This window comes from Mesorhizobium sp. WSM4311 (assembly GCF_002295115.1).
GTDB lineage: Bacteria > Pseudomonadota > Alphaproteobacteria > Rhizobiales > Rhizobiaceae > Mesorhizobium.
In genome coordinates this window covers 211,232-229,223 of record NZ_NSFV01000007.1, presented here as the reverse complement: position 1 = coordinate 229,223, position 17,992 = coordinate 211,232, and the positions used below count along the sequence as shown (strand labels likewise).

At 61.7% G+C, this 17,992-nt stretch carries 18 protein-coding genes; 5 read left to right on the top strand and 13 right to left on the bottom strand.

Going from position 1 to position 17,992, the window contains the following annotated elements:
• The first annotated feature begins 61 nt into the window (after window positions 1-61).
• The 3 genes from carB to CK226_RS20265 all read left to right on the top strand — a co-directional run bounded on the left by carB (window position 62) and on the right by CK226_RS20265 (window position 5,979).
• Complete coding sequence (gene carB / locus CK226_RS20275) at window positions 62-3,565, top strand: carbamoyl-phosphate synthase large subunit (RefSeq protein ID WP_095792985.1); 3,504 nt, start codon at window positions 62-64, stop codon at window positions 3,563-3,565.
• 209 nt (window positions 3,566-3,774) lie between these two features.
• On the top strand, window positions 3,775-4,923 hold the full coding sequence (locus tag CK226_RS34460; RefSeq protein ID WP_142887728.1) for an AAA family ATPase: 1,149 nt from the start codon (window positions 3,775-3,777) through the stop codon (window positions 4,921-4,923).
• A 207-nt stretch (window positions 4,924-5,130) separates the two neighbouring features.
• Window positions 5,131-5,979, top strand: a complete 849-nt coding sequence (locus CK226_RS20265; RefSeq protein ID WP_142887729.1) for a hypothetical protein — start codon at window positions 5,131-5,133, stop codon at window positions 5,977-5,979.
• 92 nt (window positions 5,980-6,071) lie between these two features.
• On the opposite strand, the gene CK226_RS20260 is transcribed toward CK226_RS20265, so the two are convergent.
• From CK226_RS20260 to CK226_RS20210, 11 genes are all read right to left on the bottom strand, one after another.
• The gene (locus tag CK226_RS20260) at window positions 6,072-6,464 is read right to left on the bottom strand and encodes a RidA family protein (RefSeq protein WP_095792855.1); all 393 of its coding nucleotides are present in this window, start codon (window positions 6,462-6,464) and stop codon (window positions 6,072-6,074) included.
• A gap of 215 nt (window positions 6,465-6,679) precedes the next feature.
• On the bottom strand, window positions 6,680-7,144 hold the full coding sequence (locus CK226_RS20255; RefSeq protein WP_095792854.1) for a cupin domain-containing protein: 465 nt from the start codon (window positions 7,142-7,144) through the stop codon (window positions 6,680-6,682).
• Between the two features lie 272 nt (window positions 7,145-7,416).
• On the bottom strand, window positions 7,417-7,962 hold the full coding sequence (locus tag CK226_RS20250; RefSeq protein ID WP_095792853.1) for a DUF4142 domain-containing protein: 546 nt from the start codon (window positions 7,960-7,962) through the stop codon (window positions 7,417-7,419).
• A gap of 126 nt (window positions 7,963-8,088) precedes the next feature.
• Complete coding sequence (locus CK226_RS20245; protein WP_095792984.1) at window positions 8,089-9,087, bottom strand: YihY/virulence factor BrkB family protein; 999 nt, start codon at window positions 9,085-9,087, stop codon at window positions 8,089-8,091.
• A 174-nt stretch (window positions 9,088-9,261) separates the two neighbouring features.
• A complete protein-coding gene (locus CK226_RS20240) occupies window positions 9,262-10,005 on the bottom strand; it encodes a DUF899 family protein (protein WP_095792852.1) in 744 nt (247 codons plus the stop codon).
• 141 nt (window positions 10,006-10,146) lie between these two features.
• Window positions 10,147-10,569, bottom strand: a complete 423-nt coding sequence (locus CK226_RS20235) for a lysozyme inhibitor LprI family protein (protein ID WP_095792851.1) — start codon at window positions 10,567-10,569, stop codon at window positions 10,147-10,149.
• 125 nt (window positions 10,570-10,694) lie between these two features.
• Window positions 10,695-11,519: a carbohydrate ABC transporter permease gene (locus CK226_RS20230; RefSeq protein WP_095792850.1), complete on the bottom strand. Its 825-nt coding sequence runs from the start codon at window positions 11,517-11,519 to the stop codon at window positions 10,695-10,697.
• Between the two features lies 1 nt (window position 11,520).
• Window positions 11,521-12,435, bottom strand: a complete 915-nt coding sequence (locus tag CK226_RS20225) for a sugar ABC transporter permease (protein ID WP_095792849.1) — start codon at window positions 12,433-12,435, stop codon at window positions 11,521-11,523.
• 29 nt (window positions 12,436-12,464) lie between these two features.
• Entirely contained in the window at window positions 12,465-13,733 is a 1,269-nt protein-coding gene (locus tag CK226_RS20220) for an ABC transporter substrate-binding protein (RefSeq protein ID WP_095792848.1), read from the bottom strand.
• Between the two features lie 196 nt (window positions 13,734-13,929).
• Window positions 13,930-14,418 (bottom strand): GNAT family N-acetyltransferase, encoded by a 489-nt coding sequence (locus tag CK226_RS20215; RefSeq protein ID WP_095773611.1) that lies wholly within the window; start codon window positions 14,416-14,418, stop codon window positions 13,930-13,932.
• 5 nt (window positions 14,419-14,423) lie between these two features.
• Window positions 14,424-15,368, bottom strand: a complete 945-nt coding sequence (locus CK226_RS20210) for a lytic transglycosylase domain-containing protein (protein WP_095792847.1) — start codon at window positions 15,366-15,368, stop codon at window positions 14,424-14,426.
• Window positions 15,369-15,549: 181 nt separating this feature from the next.
• Between CK226_RS20210 and CK226_RS20205 the strand changes: the two genes are divergently transcribed.
• Window positions 15,550-16,119: a methylated-DNA--[protein]-cysteine S-methyltransferase gene (locus CK226_RS20205; protein ID WP_095792846.1), complete on the top strand. Its 570-nt coding sequence runs from the start codon at window positions 15,550-15,552 to the stop codon at window positions 16,117-16,119.
• 38 nt (window positions 16,120-16,157) lie between these two features.
• On the opposite strand, the gene CK226_RS20200 is transcribed toward CK226_RS20205, so the two are convergent.
• Entirely contained in the window at window positions 16,158-16,487 is a 330-nt protein-coding gene (locus tag CK226_RS20200) for a hypothetical protein (RefSeq protein WP_064989843.1), read from the bottom strand.
• A 273-nt stretch (window positions 16,488-16,760) separates the two neighbouring features.
• Between CK226_RS20200 and CK226_RS20195 the strand changes: the two genes are divergently transcribed.
• On the top strand, window positions 16,761-16,973 hold the full coding sequence (locus tag CK226_RS20195) for a cold-shock protein (protein ID WP_010910991.1): 213 nt from the start codon (window positions 16,761-16,763) through the stop codon (window positions 16,971-16,973).
• 345 nt (window positions 16,974-17,318) lie between these two features.
• Here CK226_RS20195 and CK226_RS20190 read toward each other — a convergent pair whose 3' ends face one another.
• Entirely contained in the window at window positions 17,319-17,927 is a 609-nt protein-coding gene (locus CK226_RS20190) for a glutathione S-transferase family protein (RefSeq protein ID WP_095792845.1), read from the bottom strand.
• Window positions 17,928-17,992 lie beyond the last annotated feature (65 nt).

The following is a 17,992-nucleotide window of genomic DNA, read 5'->3' as shown; positions in this document are numbered from 1 at the left end:
ACCGGCCGGGTCTTCCCGTCCCGGTTTTTTGTGCAAGCCGCCCGCCGAACGGACCTATGACATGCCAAGACGCACCGACATCAAGTCGATCCTGATCATCGGGGCCGGCCCCATCGTCATAGGTCAGGCCTGCGAGTTCGACTATTCCGGTACCCAGGCCTGCAAGGCGCTTAAGGAGGAAGGTTTCCGCGTCATCCTGGTCAATTCCAACCCGGCCACGATCATGACCGACCCGGAACTGGCCGACGCCACCTATATCGAGCCGATCACGCCGGAGGTGGTCGCCAAGATCATCGCCAAGGAGCGGCCGGACGCGCTGCTGCCGACCATGGGCGGCCAGACCGCGCTCAACACCGCTTTGTCGCTGCGCCGCATGGGCGTGCTCGACCGCTACAATGTCGAGATGATCGGCGCCGACGCCACGGCCATCGACAAGGCCGAGGACCGCGCGCTGTTTCGCGAGGCGATGAGCAAGATCGGCCTGGAAACGCCGAAGTCGATGCTGGCCAACGCCACCGACGTCAAGAACGCCGACCGCAAGACGCATGAGGCGGAGCGCGCCGCGCTCAAGGCCGAGAAGCCGGACAACCTCGACGCCGAACTCGACGCGCTGGAAACCCGCTGGAACCTCGGCGAAGGCGACCGCAAGCAGCGCTACATCAGCCACGCCATGGCGATCGCCGCCCAGGCGCTCGACCATGTCGGCCTACCCGCCATCATCCGCCCCTCCTTCACCATGGGCGGCACCGGCGGCGGCATCGCCTACAACCGCGCCGAATTCTACGACATCGTCCAGTCCGGCCTCGACGCCTCGCCGACCACCGAAGTACTGATCGAGGAAAGCGTGCTTGGCTGGAAGGAGTACGAGATGGAGGTCGTCCGCGACAAGGCGGACAACTGCATCATCGTCTGCTCGATCGAGAACATCGATCCGATGGGCGTCCACACCGGCGACTCCATTACCGTCGCACCGGCGCTGACCCTCACGGACAAAGAATATCAGATGATGCGCAACGCCTCGATCGCGGTGCTGCGCGAGATCGGTGTCGAGACCGGCGGCTCCAACGTGCAGTTCGCCGTCAACCCGGCCGATGGCCGCCTCGTCGTCATCGAGATGAACCCGCGCGTCTCGCGCTCGTCGGCGCTCGCCTCGAAGGCGACCGGATTCCCGATCGCCAAGATCGCCGCCAAGCTCGCCGTCGGCTACACGCTGGACGAGCTGGAGAACGACATCACCGGCGGCGCCACGCCCGCCTCCTTCGAGCCGTCGATCGATTATGTCGTCACCAAGATCCCGCGCTTTGCCTTCGAGAAATTCCCCGGCGCCGAGCCGGTGCTGACGACAGCCATGAAGTCGGTCGGCGAGGTCATGGCCATTGGCCGCACCTTCCAGGAATCGCTGCAGAAGGCGCTGCGTGGCCTGGAAACGGGCCTGACCGGCCTCGACGAGATCGAAATCCCCGGTCTCGGCCATGGGGCGACGGCTGCCAACCACGCCGACGACCGCAATGCCATCCGTGCCGCACTCGGCACGCCGACGCCGGACCGGCTGCGCATGGTGGCGCAGGCGATCCGCATGGGCACCTCGCTGGAAGACGTGCACGCAATGTGCAAGATCGACCCGTGGTTCCTCGAACAGATCGCCGGCATCCTCGCCATGGAAGCCCGCATCCGCGAGCACGGCTTGCCCGCCGACGCCGTCAACCTCCGCATGCTGAAGGCCATGGGTTTCTCCGACGCCCGCCTGGCATCACTGACCAGGACCGACGCCGAAGTGGTTGCGAAGATCCGCGACAAGCTCGACGTTCATCCCGTCTACAAGCGCATCGACACCTGTGCGGCCGAATTCGCCTCGCCGACCGCCTACATGTACTCGACCTATGAAGTGCCGTTCGCCGGCGCGCTGGCCAACGAGGCGCAGGTCTCGTCGCGCAAGAAGGTCGTCATCCTCGGCGGCGGTCCGAACCGCATCGGCCAGGGCATCGAGTTCGACTATTGCTGCTGCCATGCGGCGTTTGCGCTGCGCGATGCCGGCTATGAAGCGATCATGATCAACTGCAACCCGGAGACGGTCTCGACCGACTACGACACGTCGGACCGGCTCTATTTCGATCCGCTGACGGCGGAGGACGTGCTGGAGATCCTGCGCGTCGAGCAGGCCTCGGGCGAACTGGTCGGCGTCATCGTCCAGTTCGGCGGCCAGACGCCGCTGAAGCTGGCGGATGCGCTGGAGAAGGCCGGCATCCCGATCCTCGGCACCTCGCCCGACATGATCGATCTGGCCGAGGACCGCGACCGCTTCCAGAAGCTGCTGCACAAGCTCAACCTCAGCCAGCCGAAGAACGGCATCGCCTATTCGGTCGAGCAGGCCCGCCTCGTCGCCGGCGAGCTCGGCTTCCCCTTGGTGGTGCGCCCGTCCTATGTGCTCGGCGGCCGCGCCATGCAGATCATCCATGACGAGAGCATGCTGCAGTCCTACCTGCTCGACACCGTGCCCGGCCTGGTGCCGGAGGACATCAAGCAGAAATACCCCAACGACAAGACCGGCCAGATCAACACGCTGCTGGGCAAGAACCCGCTTTTGTTCGACACCTATCTCTCCGGCGCCATCGAGGTCGATGTCGATTGCCTCTGCGACGGCAAGGCGACCTTCGTCTCCGGCATTCTCGAACACATCGAGGAGGCCGGCATCCATTCGGGCGACAGTGCCTGCTCGCTCCCCGTTCACTCGCTGCCTTCGGAGCTGGTCGACGAGCTGGAGCGCCAGACGGCGGCGCTCGCCCGCGCGCTCAATGTCGGCGGGCTGATGAACGTGCAGTACGCGATCAAGGACGGCACGGTCTATGTGCTGGAGGTCAACCCGCGTGCATCGCGCACCGTGCCCTTCGTCGCCAAGACCATCGGCCGTCCCATTGCCAAGATCGCCGCCCGCATCATGGCCGGCGAGACGCTGGAAGACGCCTTCGCCCACTACGGCGCGATGCCTGACCCCAGAAGTCCCGGCCACATCGCGGTCAAGGAAGCCGTCTTCCCCTTCGCCCGCTTCCCCGGCGTCGACATATTGCTCGGCCCGGAAATGCGCTCGACCGGCGAGGTCATGGGCCTCGACCGCGACTTCGCGCTGGCCTTCGCCAAGAGCCAGCTCGGCGCCGGCGTCGACCTGCCGCGTTCGGGCACGCTGTTCGTCTCGGTGCGCGACGAGGACAAGAAGGGCATCTTGCCGGCGGTGAAACGCCTGGCTGGCCTCGGCTTCAAGGTGATGGCGACCTCAGGCACGGCCCGCTTCCTCGCCGAAAACGGCGTGGTGGCCGAAAAGATCAACAAGGTCCTGGAAGGCCGCCCCCACATCGAGGACGCCATCCGCAACCGCCAGGTCCAGATCGTGTTCAACACGACGGACGGCCAGAAAGCGGTGTCGGACTCGAAATCGCTGCGGCGCGCGACGCTGATGCAGAAGGTGCCGTATTATACGACGCTGTCAGGCGCGGCCGCGGTGGCCGAGGCGATCGCGGCGCTGAAGGCGGGGAGCCTGGAGGTCAGGCCGCTGCAGGAGTATTTTGCGTGAGTCTGCTAGGTGCTGGCGTTAGCACACATGCCGCTCGTCGCTGCTAGGTGCGAAGGCTGCCTCACAGTTAAGTGAGCCTAGAAAACGGGCCGGCGTGAAGAGTTTCTTTCAAAGCCAGGATACATTCGCATGTTGCCGCCAATCCAGCTATTGCGCGAGCTTGACTAACAGAAATATTGCTATTCAATTCCGCGAGGGAGAGCGTTCAGATGGCCCGGTTGGAATCATTCTCAGTTGAGGGCCTCTTTGGCCTGTTTGATCACGACATCCATTTCAAATTAGGCGATCGAATAACTATTATTCACGCTCCAAATGGTTATGGCAAAACTATCGTATTAAAACTCATTTCTGGTTTCTTCGGGGGATCGTTCTCCATATTTAGAAAAGTAGATTTTAGGCAAGTAAATTTTCGATTTGATGATGGGCGAATTCTTACCATTACAAAACGGCCGGATGAACAATCAAACGACAAGAGAAAAGGGAACTCGACCCCTCCCTTCACTATCAGGTTGCACAAGTCGCGCAAGACGTTGCAAGAGTGGACCGGGTGGAAGCCCGAAGGGAATGTTAAGGACAAACGAGAGATATATTCAATAGATAGATATATACCTCATCTATATAGATTAGGACCTCGAGAATACAGAGATAGCCAGTCTGGAGAATTTTTGAGCTACTATGACGCTATAGAAAAATATAGCGACATACTGCCACCACAGATTCGCGCCGATCTGGCCCCCCCTGAATGGGTTCGAGACCTTAGAGGTTCTATACATTGCCAACTAATTGAAACCCAGCGACTCTTGTTACAGCGGGCGTCAAAAGCAGCTTACGAACGTAGCGAGCTGACGTGGGTTTCTGCGGTTCAAGACTATTCTAAAGAATTAGTTACGGCGATCGCCGTAACGCTAGCCGAATCTGCTACAGTAGGCTCTGCGCTCGACCGAACTTTTCCAAATCGTGTACTTGCCCGCTTGCGCGAGCCTACAGCGCCTCTGCCAGAATCACAGCTGCGATCTCGACTCGGTGAACTCGAACAAAAACGCCGAAGGCTAACAGCTGTTGGCCTGCTAGACGATTCTGATGAGGGCGCCATCCATTCAAACGACCGTTTCGACGAGCCAACACGGAAGTTTCTATCCGAATACGTAAGCGACGCGGAAAAAAAACTTGAAAATTACTTACGACTTTTGCCAAGGATCGAACTGTTTATAGACATAATCAATCGTCGCTTTCAGTTTAAGAAGCTTTCCATCAGCAGAACAAGCGGATTTGTATTCAAGAACTCTCGAGGAGGGAACCTTGATCAGACTCCCTTTCTTCTGGAGAACAACATGAGCTCGTATTGGCTTATGGATTGATTTTCAAAACGAAGGAGAACTCACTTCTTCTAATCGACGAGCCAGAAATATCCTTGCATATCGCTTGGCAGAAGAAGTTTCTTTCCGACTTGAGGCAAATAATTTCACTTTCCCCAATGGATGTTGTGCTGTCAACGCATTCACCACAGCTTATAGGTTCAAATTTGGACCTTGCGGTCCAGTTAACCGGTCCTGACGATGAAGAAAATGATTGATGAAATCGACGAACATACTGTGGTAGCTGAAGTTGTTATGCTTCGGGCAGCCTCTGATAGTGCAATTGTTATCGTTGAAGGTGGATCTGACGAGAAATTTTTAAGCCCACACCTTGAAGAATCGTGTATTTTTGTTTTTTCATTTGGAAAGGAAAGGGCTATCTCCGCCATTGTTAGGACGAACGCCATGCCAGTGGCAGGCGTTCTTTGCATCGTAGATCAAGACTATGACGGATTATTCGAGGACGGACCCGCCATTCCCAACATGATCAGCGTTGAGAATGATGTCGAAACTGTTTTGATCCGATCTCCCGCCTTTGACCGACTTCTAGTTGAATTGGGCTCAAAGCCCAAACTGACAGCGATCCGCGAAGCAGGCCAGGACACCCGAGTTTTGGTGCGTGATGCTGCGAAGGATATTGGGTTGCTTAGAATTTACTCACGCCGGATCGGAAATAAGTTGCGATTCGATGGTATGAAGTATCAATTTGTCGGTAAGAATCTGCTCTGCGATCGCGCAGAAATGATACGATCAATAATGAATCTATCGAAAATCGGTAGATATAATAATACAGAGATAGAGAATGAGATCGAAAAGATAGAAGCGGAGGGATTTGACGTATGGCGTATTGTCAACGGTCACGACATGACAGCAATTATTGGAAAAGCCCTTCAGTTCAAATTCGGTAATTTATTATCCGGATCTGCAAAGCCAGATGAAGTCGAAAAACATTTACGAATGGCTTACGCCAAGAATAATTTTGACGATTCAAATCTTGGTAAAAATTTGAAAGACTGGCAAGAGGCAAACTTGGATTACCCTGTATACGACGCTGCATAGAAGTAGCACAGCGCGAACATCAAGGATTGCCCCTTGACTTGAGGAAGCTGAACCATCGGTGCCCACACTTGAGTGGAGAGAAGCGATATTCCTCACGCCACCGCCACACACTCGATCTCGATATCAAACTCCATCGGCCACGACGCCACCGGCACAAAACTCCGCGCCGGCGGGTTCACGCTGAAATACCGGGCATAGACCCGGTTGATGGCGTTGTAGAAGCCGGAATTGACGGCGTAGATGCGCACCATCACGACGTTGTCCAGCGAGGTGCCGGCCGCTTCCAGGCAATGTTTCAGTGCCTTCAGCGATGCCTCGGTCTGCGTTTCGATGTCGCCGCGCACCATCTCGCCGGTCACCATATCCACCGGCGGCGTCGCTGAGATGAACACGAAGCCGTTGGCCTTCACCGCCGTCGAACAGGGCAGGCCGAGCGCCCGCACCTTGTCCGACATGACAGGCACTTCGATGATTTGTTTTTTCATGGTGATGCTCCCTGGGTTGGCAGGGAGCTTATCCCGGCACTGGCGGAACGCTAGTCTTTCCCTTCTCCCCTTGTGGGAGAAGGTGGATTGCCGCGAAGCGGCAAGACGGATGAGGGGTGTTCCAGCGGAGTGAGACGCTGGCGTTCCCTGGAGCACCCCTCATCCGTCGCCTTCGGCGACACCTTCTCCCGCAAGGGGAGAAGGGGGAGCCCAGATCACCCCTGCCCCGGATACGGCGTGCCATCCTTGTGCAAAAACCGGCCATCCGAGCTCGGGCTCATCATGTCGATGTCGGAGCAGGTGATGACATCGTCGCGATTGCGCGAGCCGACCTCGAGGTAGCGCGCCGTGGCCGACGAGCGGTTGATCAGGTGATGGCCGTTGCCGCTGTTCTTGGCGAAGGCAGCACTATCGCCGGCCTTGAGCAGCGTCTCGCCGCCATCCTCGACCAGCGTCAGTTCGCCCTCCAGCACATAGACGAGTTCGTCCTCATGGCTGTGCCAGTGGCGCTGGCTCGACCATCCGCCGGGCGGCAGCGTCATCAGGTTGACGCCGAAATCGCTGAGCCCGCCGGCATCGCCCAGGCGCCGGCGCGTGCGCTCGGCGCACGGGGCGTCGAACGGCGCGGGATAGCCGGAGCCTTTGCGGACGGGTACGGCGGAGAGGTCGATCCTGGGCATGGGTGGCTCCATGGTGGTGGGCGAAGTTTATACGACCGCTCACCACCAAACCATCGAAGTCAGCGCTGCCCCTCATTGCCCTGCCGGGCATTTCTCCCCGTAAACGGGGCGAAGGGGCTGTCGCAACGCCGGCTCTTCTCCGGCAGCGAACAGGATTAGCGAAGCCCGGCGCAGGCGTCTTTCTCCCCGTTTACGGGGAGAAATGCCCGGCAGGGCAATGAGGGGCAGCGCAAACGTCAAATGGATGGTGCCGCAGTGGCCGCCTCGCTCCCCTAATGCACAGCCGCCAAATCCCTCAAATGCATCTCGTGCATCTTCAGCGTTTCCAGCGTCTTCTTGGCGAATTCCTTCAGCGCCGGATCGTCGCCGGACCGCGCATAGGTCGAAACCATCGCCACGGCCTGCTTGTGCGCCTGCGTCTGCAAGGTGATGTATTTGGCCTGGAAGGCGTCGCCGTCGAGCGCCTTGAGCTGGTCGAGCATCGCCTGGTCGTTCGGCAGCAGCGGCGGGCCTTGCGGGGTGACGGACGCCGTGGTCTGGCTCTTTTCAAGCGCCGCCTTGAAATCTTCGCCGGCCTTGGTGTGGTCCTTGACCATCAGCCCGGCGAAATCCTTCACATCCGCCGCGACGCCTTTTTTCTCGGCCAGCTTGCCGCTTTCGATCTCGAAGCGGTCGGCGCTGGCCAGGGTCCTGGCGAAGGTTTCGGTGTCGACCTTGTTCTCGGAGACCGGCGGCACGTCGCTGGACGGCTGTTGGGAAAAGGCTGAAGGCGTTCCGGCCAGAAGGGCCAGCATGGCGGCGGCGAGATGCGGTTTCATCGAAGCGCTCCGTGAGAGGTGTCCTCGAAGGCCCAACGCGGCAGAGGCGGTGAGGTTGCCGACGCGCCGCTTCTCCCTTCCGGGAAGGGATGAAAGCGGCCTCGCGATTGCGGCGTGACCGCTCCTCTACGGGCGGCGAGGCCCCAGCATGAAGGCCGTCATCGTTGCGCTCACGCAGGCCACCGCCAACAACGCAACGACGCCCGAAGCGCCGGTCCTGCGACGAACTGAAACAAGGTTTTCTGAAACGGGAGCATTGTGAACCAGCCCGTACAGATCGGACCTGCTGCCATGCCGAACGGAATAGGCTCGGGTCAACTCCGCACCGAGCAGAAAGATTTGTGATGAATAGTAGACCCAGAGCAGTATGACGAGCAGCCCTCCGGCCGCGCCATATGAGGAAGCGATTGCACTTGTGCCGATATACCAGCCGATAAGCGACTTCCCCAATGTGAACAGAGCGGCGGTCACGACAGCACCGATCGAGACATCCCGCCATTGCAAGGCACGGTCCGGCAGGACCTTGTAGATCGCGGCAAACATCACGGTGATCAGGGAAAAGGATATCAGGGTGTTGATCGCGCTCAGGACAAATTCGCCGAACGGCAATCGAGCGCTGATCACGCTGCCCAAAGCCGAGATCGCCGCGCTCGCCACCAAGGAGACCAGCAACATAAAGCCGAGGGCGGCGACCAGGCCAAGACTTGCCGCACGGGCGCGCAAGAGCCGCGACAAAGAACCCCCTTTCGCTTCAACCTTCCATATTGCATTCAGGGCCTGCTGCATCTCGCCAAACACCGCGGAGGCGGTGACGAGCAAAGTGGCCGTGCCGATGATTGCCGCCACGGTCCCCGATGATTTGCTGGATGCCCCTTCGAGCGCGGTTTGAAGCAGCGCCGCACTTTCTGAACCCATCAGCCCGGAAATCTGAGCAGACAAAGCCAGCTGCGCTGCGTCATGCCCAAACGCAATGCCTGCTATCGCGATGACAATTATCAGAACCGGGGCCAGCGACGTGGCAGCATAGAAGGCCATCGCCGCGCCATGGCTAAGGGCATTGTCGTTGACAAAGCCAACCAGGCTTTCTCGCACCAGGTCCCACAGGCTGCTAACCGTCGGTCGCATTTCGAATCCGTGAAGGGCGTCGAAACCGTCTCCTATCAATGCAGCGGGCCTTCCGATGTTCCGGCCGAAGCAGGCACGAGCCCCGCCTGGCTCATCGAGCAGGTGGGATAGCGACCGCTTGCCGAAAAGCATTCGAAGCTGAAGCGCGGCGACTGAAGCCGAAACGTCCTGATCTCAGTGACAACACCCCGCCCCATACTGCAGCTGCTCATGCCAATCGGGCCGGCCTTGCGGGGTAAAATCCATCAGGTTCCACAGGATCTCGCAGGTGCCGATGGCGCGCGGGTCCTGGCCGGGCTCCGGCGGCGCGAAGCCGAGCTCGGACGACCAGAAATGCCTGATGCCGTCGCCGTCGCGGTGGAACACCGACAGCAGCGGGATCTGCGCGCCGTCGGCCGTCTCCGCATTGTAGTCGCGCTTGAAGCTGTTGGCGGCCGACGACACCAGCCGCATGTTCTTCCAGCCGCGATCGCGGCCGAGCGTGACCAGGTTTTCCAATGCGGTCTTGGCCACCACGGCAAAGTTGAAGCCGGCGGCTTCGAGGTGGCCGACGGCGCCGTCCCACTGGTCGAGCAGCGCCGTGCAGGATGGACATGGCTGGTCCGGCCGGGCGAGCCTGGCCGTGCCGCCAGATGTCGCCACGTCGCGTCTTTCCTGGGGATGGCGCGGAAACATCATCTGGTAGAGGATGAGCGTATCCTTGCCCGGCGCGAACAGCTCCGACAGTTTTGTCTTCGCCGGCCTGCCGTCGACATCCAGCGCATCGAATACATAATCCTGGCGGATCAGCCCGCCCGGCGGCAGCGCCCGCCGCGCCTCGGCCACGGCTTCCATGGCGCGGCGCAGCTCGATTTCCTTCGTCAGCAGCTTTTCGCGGGCGGTGCGGTATCTGGCGGATTCGTTGGGAAAGGTGATCATGATCGGCTCCCTTAAATCGGCGCCGGCGTCCCGGCGCTGTTGCTCTGCGACCCAAGGACGTTTGGCGACGATCGGTCCCGACATTTTCGCACGCCGCCCGGCGACGGGAGGGGCATATCTTCCCGATGGGATGGACGAACGCTACTGCGCCGTCGGCACCGGGCAGTTCAACTCGCCTTCAGGGCAGTTGAGATAGGTCTGGAAATCCTTCAGCCGATCGTTGGTGAGCGCCGTCCGGCAATTGGCGACGACCATCGGATAGACGGTACCCGCCTGGTCGATCGGACCACCCTGGAACTTGCATTCGGCGTCGCGGAAGGCGACCCAGCCGCGCTGCGCGTCGACCAGCAACTTCTTCGATGCCGCATCGTCCTTCAGCCGGCCCTCGATCTGCTTGTAGGCGTCGTTGAGCTTCTTGTCTGCCGCGTCGAAATCCTTGCCGGCGCATTGATTCATGGTCGTCTGGTCCTGCGCGTTGGCGCAGTCGGCGGCGGCCCGCGCCGGGACGGCAAGCAGCGGAGCGGCAAGGAGCAGAGTAGCAAGGCTGGAAAGCAGAAACCGCATCGTGTTTCCTCCTGTTTCAACAAGCCCCACGCAGGCGGACCTTAGCAACCGAAGGAGTGGAGGCAAGACACGGCCTGCCGTCTTGGTGGACAGTTCCTTTCCAGATCTGCCGCGGGGAAACCGTGTCACCCCTTGACCCCGCCGGCGGTGAGGCCGGAGACGATCTTGCGCTGGAAGATCAGCACCAGCACCACCAGCGGCACGGTGACGATCACCGATGCGGCCATGATGTTGCCCCAGGGGATCTCGAACTGCGAGTTGCCGGAAAGCAGCGCGATCGCCACCGGCACGGTCCGCTGCGCATTGTTGGAGGTGAAGGTCAGGGCAAACAGGAACTCGTTCCAGGCACCGATAAAGGCCAGGAGCCCGGTGGTGGCCAGCGCCGGCCACATCAGCGGCAGGAAGATCCGCGTGATGATGATCCATGGCGTGGCGCCGTCCAGGATCGCCGCCTCCTCGACCTCGGCCGGCAGGTCGCGGACGAAGGCGGTGAGCACCCAGACCGTGAACGGCAAGGTGAAGATCATGTAGGAGAAGATCAGTGCGAACAGCGAATTGTAGAGGCCGAACATGCGCACCAGTTCGAACAGCCCGGCCAGCACCGCCACCTGCGGGAACATCGAGACCGACAGGATGGCGAGCAGCAGCGCCGAGCGGCCGCGGAAGCGGATGCGCGCCAGCGCGTAAGCGGCGGTGACGCCGAGCAGCAGCGAGGACAGGACGACCGCGCTCGAGACGACCAGCGAATTCACCAGGTTGCGCACGAAGCTGCCTTCGGTCAGCACGTTGCGGTAGTTGGCGAGGCTTGGCGTCTTCGGCCAGAGGTCGGCCTGGAACAGCTCGGTTCCCGATTTCAGGCTGGTGACGACGGCGTAGTAGAACGGGAACACCGCGACGAAGGCGATCACCGCGACCAGCAGGTAGAAGGCCGTTCGCTTCAGCATCCGCATCTCAGCGGCCTCCGTCCAGGCTGATCCGGCCGATCCGGATATAGGCGATGGAAAGCAGGGCCAGGATCAGGAAAAGCAAGGTCGACGCGGCGGAGCCATAGGCGAACTTGTCGAACTCGAACAGGTTCTCGCGGGCGAACACCGACATCGACTTGGTGTGCACATTGTTGGGCGTCAGCACGTAGATCAGGTCGAAGATGCGCAGCGCGTCGAGCGCGCGGAAGATCACGGCCACCATCACCGCCGGGCGGATCAGCGGCAAGGTCACCCGCCAGAAGATCTGCCACGGATTGGCGCCGTCGAGCTTGGCGACCTCGATTATCTCGCCCGGCAGCATCTGCAGTGCCGCAAGGATCAGCAGCGCCATGAACGGTGTCGTCTTCCAGATGTCGACGATGAGGACGGCCACCATTGCCGTGTCGGCGCTGGCCGTCCAGGCGATCTTGCCGCTGATCAGGCCAAGGTTGACCAGCACGACATTGATGATGCCGAACTGGTCGTTGAGCATCCATTGCCACATCTTGGCCGAAACGATCGTCGGGATCGCCCACGGGATGAGGATCGCCGCCCTGACGATGCCGCGGCCGGCGAACTGGGCGTTGAGCACCAGGGCGACGATCGTGCCGAGGATCGTCTCGCAGGTCACCGAAATCACCGCGAAACGCACCGTGTTCCAGACGGCGCGCCACCAGACCGGGTCGACGAGCAGCCCGTCATGGATCACCCGGCCGCTGGGCAGGCGCAGCACCGAGAAATAATTGTCGAAGCCGACAAATCGGCGGGCATCGAGATCCGCCAGCGAGGCGTCGGTGAAGCTGAAATAGACGGTGCGGGCGAGCGGCCAGCCGGCAACGGCGGCAAGCACCAGGAGCATCGGCGCCACGAACAGCCATGCCGAGCGCACGCGCTGCGCCATCAGTCGCGATCGCTTCACAGGCGTGACGCTCACCAGCCCTTGCCTTTCAGCTTGGTCAGTCTCGCTTCGAGGTCGGCCAGATTGTCCGCGGCGCTGCCTTCGCCGGACAAGGTGTTGTGCACCGCCGTCCAGAACTGGCTCGATGCTTCGTTGTATTTGATCTTGACGGTGGCGGAGGGACGCGGCACCGCGTTGAGGAATATCTGTTTCCAACGCGGCACGATCGGCTGTTGCCTGGCGATGTCGGCATCGTCGTAGAGCGCCTGGATGGTCGGCAGGTTGGATGTCTTGAGCGTCCGGAATTTCTGCATTTCTGGCGAGGCGATGAACTTGGCCAGCTCGATCGCCGCGCCGGTGTGCTTGGAATATTTGGAGACCGCAAGGTTCCAGCCACCCAGCGTCGCGACCGGCCGGGCGCCCTCACCTGTGCCGGCCGGCAAAGGCGCCACGTCGAATTTGCCCTTGATCGGCGAGGCTTCGCTGTTGCCAAGCGCATAGGCATACGGCCAGTTGCGCATGAACACGGCGTTGCCGGTCTGCCAGACGCCGCGCGATTCCTCTTCCTGATAGGCAAGCACGCCGGGCGGCGAGATGGTTCCAACCCACCCCTTGGCCATGTCGAGCGCGGCCGCCGCTTGCGGGTTATTGATGGAGACGGTGCCGTCCGGCTCGATGATCTGGCCGCCGCCGTTCGACATCGCCCATTCGAGCGCGTTGCAGGTCAGCCCTTCATAGGCATTGCCCTGGAAGACGAAGCCCCAGATGTCCTTGTTGCCGGCCGCGCGTTCCTTATCCATGACCAGCTTGGCGGTGTCGGCCAGCTCCTTCCAGGTTGCCGGCACCTTGGCGCCGTATTTGTCGAGGAGATCCTTGCGATAGTAGAGCGCCGGCGCGTCGGTGAAGATCGGCAAGGCGACGAGCTTGCCATTGACGGTCTGCGACTGGATGATCGACGGGAAATGGGCGCCGACGACATCCTTGGCCGCCGCGGTCAGGTCGATGAGCTGGCTGGCGAGCTGCGGCGCCCAGATGACGTCGGTCTGGTAGACGTCGATATCGCTGTTGCCGGCTGCAAGCCACAGTCTGTACAGGCCGAACTGGTCGGTCGTCGACGGCGGCAGCACGACGATGGAAACCTTGTTGCCGCTCTCTTTCTCGTAGCGGTCGAGTATCTCGCGAAGCACCTTGATGCCGTTGCCGGTGTCTCCCGACACGATCGAGAGGTCGACGGCATGCACCGGAGCGGCCGAAAGCACAACACCTACCGCAAGCGCCAGAAATGCGTGGAAAAGCTTCACGGTGGCGGGTCTCCCTTTGGAGCCGGCAACGGAAACCTCCGCGTGTCAACAGCTCGTCAGATTCCCACCCAGTCCCTGAATGCGGAACGACGCTTTGGGTTCCCAAAACCGGAGCGGAGCGTCCTTGACGAGGTGAGCATCGGAAGTGAAGGGGTTCGACGCTCGCAGGCCGGCATCACCTGAACATCAACGCACCCTAGCCTTCCCAGGCTACGGGCATCATCCCCAGCCGCTCGTAGAGCCGCACCGCGGCGGCATTCTCGACCGTGTTGGTCTTGAGGTCGACATGGGCCGCGCCGCGACCGCGAAAGGTGGCGAAGGCTTGCCACATCAGCGCCTCGCCGATGCCCTTGCCGCGCGCCTCGGGATGAACGGCGAGATCCTTGACGAAAGCCCTTGTCCAGCACAGCGCCGCTGCCGCCAGCCGGCCCTTGGCGTCGATGACGAGGAAGCACAGCGCCGGGTCGAATTCGGGATCGGCCGATATGCGCGGCCACCATTCGTCGAACGGGCCGTCGGCGCCGTCGTCGAACACCTCGCTCAGCAGTGCATGCAAAGGCGGCGCGTCGCCTGGCTCGAAGCAACGCATGGCAAAACCATCCGGCCAGTGCGGTGCAACGAGCGTCTCGTCGAGAAGCTTGCGCAGCCGGATGTCGTTGAGGGCCGGCGGGCGCGGTTCAGGCATCGCGCTCAGGCGTCGGGCTGCGCACGCCGCCTGCGGTCGACACCGAGGCCGGTCGCCTCGAGCAGGCCCCTGCGCTTGGCGTCGAAATAATAGCCGGTCTGGTAGAGCCAGTCCGCCTTCTTGGCGTTGCCGCCCGCCACCAGCCAGGCGCCGCGCAGATATTTGACCGCGTATTTCAGATTGGTTTCGGCGTCGAACAGGCCCTTGGCCGGGCCGTCATAGCCCATGCCGCGCGCCGTCGCGTGCTTGATCTGCATCAGCCCCCAATGGCCATTGTTGTAGGCCTTGGGATTGAAGGTGCTCTCGCGGTTGACGACATGGCGCACCAGATCGACCGGCACCTGGTAGAGCGCGGCGTATTTGACGATCAGCCGGTCGACGTCGCCGCGCACGCCCGTATGCTCCTCCTGCGCCGGATCAACCGGCGCGGAGGGAAACTGCACCAGGGAAGCCGGGTTCTGCGGCACGACATAGGCAACCTGCTGCACCGCAGGCAGTTTCTGGCCGCTGCCGGCGACCGCCGGCACGATGAGCCCGGCGGTGGTGTAGGTCTGAACCGCCTGAGCCGCCTTGACGGGCTGGCCCGCCTTGGCCGGCGGCGGCGCCTGCCAGGCGTTGGCGGTCATGACAGCGGGTACGGCGAGTGCGGCCGGCGTCGGGCCGGCAAAGGCGGCGGTCGTCGCGGCCGGCTGGGCGGCTGGATCAAGCGCCGGCGGGGTCGCTGCGCCAGGCGTCAATTCGGCGGTCTGGACGGGGGCGATACCGGAGGATTGCGGCAGCACGGAAACCGTCTCCGGCAGCGGTATGGTGAAGCCGGCATCGCTGCCGGCAACGGTCGCGGTTTCGGTCAGGGACGGCGCGGCTTTCATCTGCGAAGTCGAGGTGCAGCCACTCATGCCGGCTGCCGCCACGATCACGCCGATCGCGATAAGGGTTTGTTTTGCTGGCAAGCCGCGCTCGGGTCCGGTTCGTCGGGATGTTAAGAAATCCCTTACACCAGCGATTCCAGGGTAGCAATCGGGGCCATCTGGTGGTTTTCGGGTGGCGAGACGCGGGCGGTGATGCCATATTGTTCCTGATATGTACCGGCGGGAATCCCGGATTTCGCCGTTTTGCGGAAAGGAGCGCATCATGGAAACGACACCGTCGATCACAGCCGGCCACGCAGTGTTAGAAACAGTGATCGGTTTCATGGGCATCGCCTGGAGCAAAAGGGGCCTGATCCGGCTCTGCCTGCCCGAACGCAGCCGTGAATCAGTGGAGCGGCGGCTGATGCGCCATGGCGGCGTTTCCGCCTCGACGGCCCAGCCGCCATGGGTGGTCGAGCTCATTGCCTCGATCAAGGCATACGCCGCCGGCGAGGACGTCGATTTCTCCGATGTCCCGGTCGATCTCGACGGCGTCGACGATTTCCGCCTGGCCATCTACGACGCGGCACGCAAGCTCAGCTATGGCGAGACAACCACTTATGGCGAACTCGCCAAGCGCGCCGGCCATGCCGGCCTGCCGCGCGAAACCGGTGCCGCCCTTGGCGCCAACCCCGTGCCGCTGGTGATCCCCTGCCACCGCATCCTGGCGGCAGGCGGCAAGATTGGCGGCTTCTCGGCGCCGGGCGGCTCCGTCACCAAGGAAAAGATGCTGGCCATGGAAGGCGTGCGCGTCGGCCCGCCCCCACCGGCGCAGGTATCCTTCGGGTTCTGAACCGCCGGCGCGGACGCTGCCCCTAATTGGCGCTGCCCCTAATTGTTGTGGAAAAATCGCCGGCGGAAATGCCGGTCATTGTCCGGCCGCTTGCAGTTGTAGACCGGGCAGGACTTGGTGTCAGCGCTCGGCACATAGGCGCGCGTCCTCACCTCGCCCATTGTGCAGAATTGCTGGCTCTGCACATAGCGGTCATAGAGCGGCAGCCCCGGCACCCGCTTCGACTGGTAGCGCAGGATGACCGCGCCTTGCCTGGCGATCGTCGACTGCACCTTGCCGCAGCTCATATGCGTCGGGTCATAGCGCGAGATGGCCTGCGCCTCGGCGGCCACCAGCGTCAGACAGGCGGCAAGCACTATGGTTTTCATGGTCTCCTCCCCTGATCCGCCGCCCACGGACAGCGCGATCTGCCACGACGGTTTCACCAGATTGGGGCGGCGGTTGGGCAGTTCTCAATCACGGCTTTCTCACGCAGTCTTGTTTTTGGAACGAAAGCAGCCTATATCAGCCCCATTGATATTTCGGCCGATCGATCCGGGCCTCGCGATCTTCGCGTTTGCTGACGTCTATCTCCAAAATCTCGATGCACACCGGCTGGACTTCGGTCCGGTCAAACCAAAGCAAATGCAAGGACTATTTTTATGGCAACTGGAACGGTCAAGTGGTTCAACGCCACCAAGGGCTTCGGCTTCATCCAGCCTGACGCGGGCGGCGCGGACGTTTTCGTCCACATCTCCGCTGTCGAGCGCGCTGGACTGTCGACCCTGGTCGAAGGCCAGAAGATCAACTTCGAGATCGAGCAGGACCGCCGCACTGGCAAGTCGTCCGCTGGATCTCTGAGCAAGGCAGCCTGATTTTGCGAATGGCGCGCGCCGGGCGAGAGCCCGGGGCGCGCGGCAAGTCACGGATGTACTGACGGTCGCGCGAGAAGCGCGCCCGGAGCGGAAAGACCCGACAAGCTGGAACAGCAGATAGCTGCCAGCCCGGACCGGACGCTCCCGATCAGGCTACCAAGCATGGGAAGGCGGGATTTATCCCGCCTTTTTGTTTGTCTGGGGTTAGGGTGCCGCAACTAACGCAATAGTCCCACCGGTGGCTTCTCGGCCGGAGGCCGCCAGCCCAACCGGGCGTCGCGCCTGTTGGCGCGCCCCGTCCGGAGCGAGCCGCGAAGCGGCGACGAGCGTGAGGACAAGGGTTTCCTATCCCGCCCACTCGATCGGCACGTGCCCCGGATCCGCCTCGACACGGCCAAGCCAGGCCATGACAGCCGGATAGGCGTCGAGCTGGAACCCGCCCTGCTCGGCCGTGTGCGTGTAGGCGTAGAGCGCGATGTCGGCGACGCTGAAGGCGTTTCCGGCGAAGAAAGCGTTGTTCTCCAGATATCTATTCATCACGCCGAGCGCCTTGTGGCCGCGCTCCAGCGTCATCGCCAACCGCTCGGGCGTCGCATCCCTGGCGCGTTCGGGGAAGGTCAGCAGCGCCTTGCGCACGGCGATATAGGGCTCGTGGCTGTATTGCTCGAAGAACAGCCATTGATAGGCGAGCCCACGCTCATACTTGTCCGCCGGCAGGAAGCGCGTGCCTTCGCCGAGATAGAGCAGGATGGCGTTGGATTCGGCCAGCCGGCGGCCGTCGTCGAGTTCGAGCAGCGGCACCATGGCGTTCGGGTTCTTGGCGACGAAATCGGCTTTTCGCGTGTCGCCAGTATGTGAACTCACCTCGATCGTGGTGAAGGCCAGGCCAAGCTTGGCCATCAGCAGGCGCGGCTTGTAGCAATTGCCGCTGTCGATCATGCTGTAGAGTATCATGGAGGGTCCCCGGAGCTGCCTTGACCAGGCGATTATCGCAGCCGCCGTGCCTTCAACCAATGATT

What these genes read in the sequence shown, in the direction of transcription:
- carB (WP_095792985.1), top strand. Translation starts at nt 62, where the DNA reads ATGCCAAGACGCACCGACATCAAGTCGATCCTGATCATCGGGGCCGGC.
- CK226_RS34460 (WP_142887728.1), top strand. Translation starts at nt 3,775, where the DNA reads ATGGCCCGGTTGGAATCATTCTCAGTTGAGGGCCTCTTTGGCCTGTTT.
- CK226_RS20265 (WP_142887729.1), top strand. Translation starts at nt 5,131, where the DNA reads ATGATTGATGAAATCGACGAACATACTGTGGTAGCTGAAGTTGTTATG.
- CK226_RS20260 (WP_095792855.1), bottom strand. Translation starts at nt 6,464, where the DNA reads ATGAAAAAACAAATCATCGAAGTGCCTGTCATGTCGGACAAGGTGCGG.
- CK226_RS20255 (WP_095792854.1), bottom strand. Translation starts at nt 7,144, where the DNA reads ATGCCCAGGATCGACCTCTCCGCCGTACCCGTCCGCAAAGGCTCCGGC.
- CK226_RS20250 (WP_095792853.1), bottom strand. Translation starts at nt 7,962, where the DNA reads ATGAAACCGCATCTCGCCGCCGCCATGCTGGCCCTTCTGGCCGGAACG.
- CK226_RS20245 (WP_095792984.1), bottom strand. Translation starts at nt 9,087, where the DNA reads ATGCGACCGACGGTTAGCAGCCTGTGGGACCTGGTGCGAGAAAGCCTG.
- CK226_RS20240 (WP_095792852.1), bottom strand. Translation starts at nt 10,005, where the DNA reads ATGATCACCTTTCCCAACGAATCCGCCAGATACCGCACCGCCCGCGAA.
- CK226_RS20235 (WP_095792851.1), bottom strand. Translation starts at nt 10,569, where the DNA reads ATGCGGTTTCTGCTTTCCAGCCTTGCTACTCTGCTCCTTGCCGCTCCG.
- CK226_RS20230 (WP_095792850.1), bottom strand. Translation starts at nt 11,519, where the DNA reads ATGCGGATGCTGAAGCGAACGGCCTTCTACCTGCTGGTCGCGGTGATC.
- CK226_RS20225 (WP_095792849.1), bottom strand. Translation starts at nt 12,435, where the DNA reads ATGGCGCAGCGCGTGCGCTCGGCATGGCTGTTCGTGGCGCCGATGCTC.
- CK226_RS20215 (WP_095773611.1), bottom strand. Translation starts at nt 14,418, where the DNA reads ATGCCTGAACCGCGCCCGCCGGCCCTCAACGACATCCGGCTGCGCAAG.
- CK226_RS20205 (WP_095792846.1), top strand. Translation starts at nt 15,550, where the DNA reads ATGGAAACGACACCGTCGATCACAGCCGGCCACGCAGTGTTAGAAACA.
- CK226_RS20200 (WP_064989843.1), bottom strand. Translation starts at nt 16,487, where the DNA reads ATGAAAACCATAGTGCTTGCCGCCTGTCTGACGCTGGTGGCCGCCGAG.
- CK226_RS20195 (WP_010910991.1), top strand. Translation starts at nt 16,761, where the DNA reads ATGGCAACTGGAACGGTCAAGTGGTTCAACGCCACCAAGGGCTTCGGC.
- CK226_RS20190 (WP_095792845.1), bottom strand. Translation starts at nt 17,927, where the DNA reads ATGATACTCTACAGCATGATCGACAGCGGCAATTGCTACAAGCCGCGC.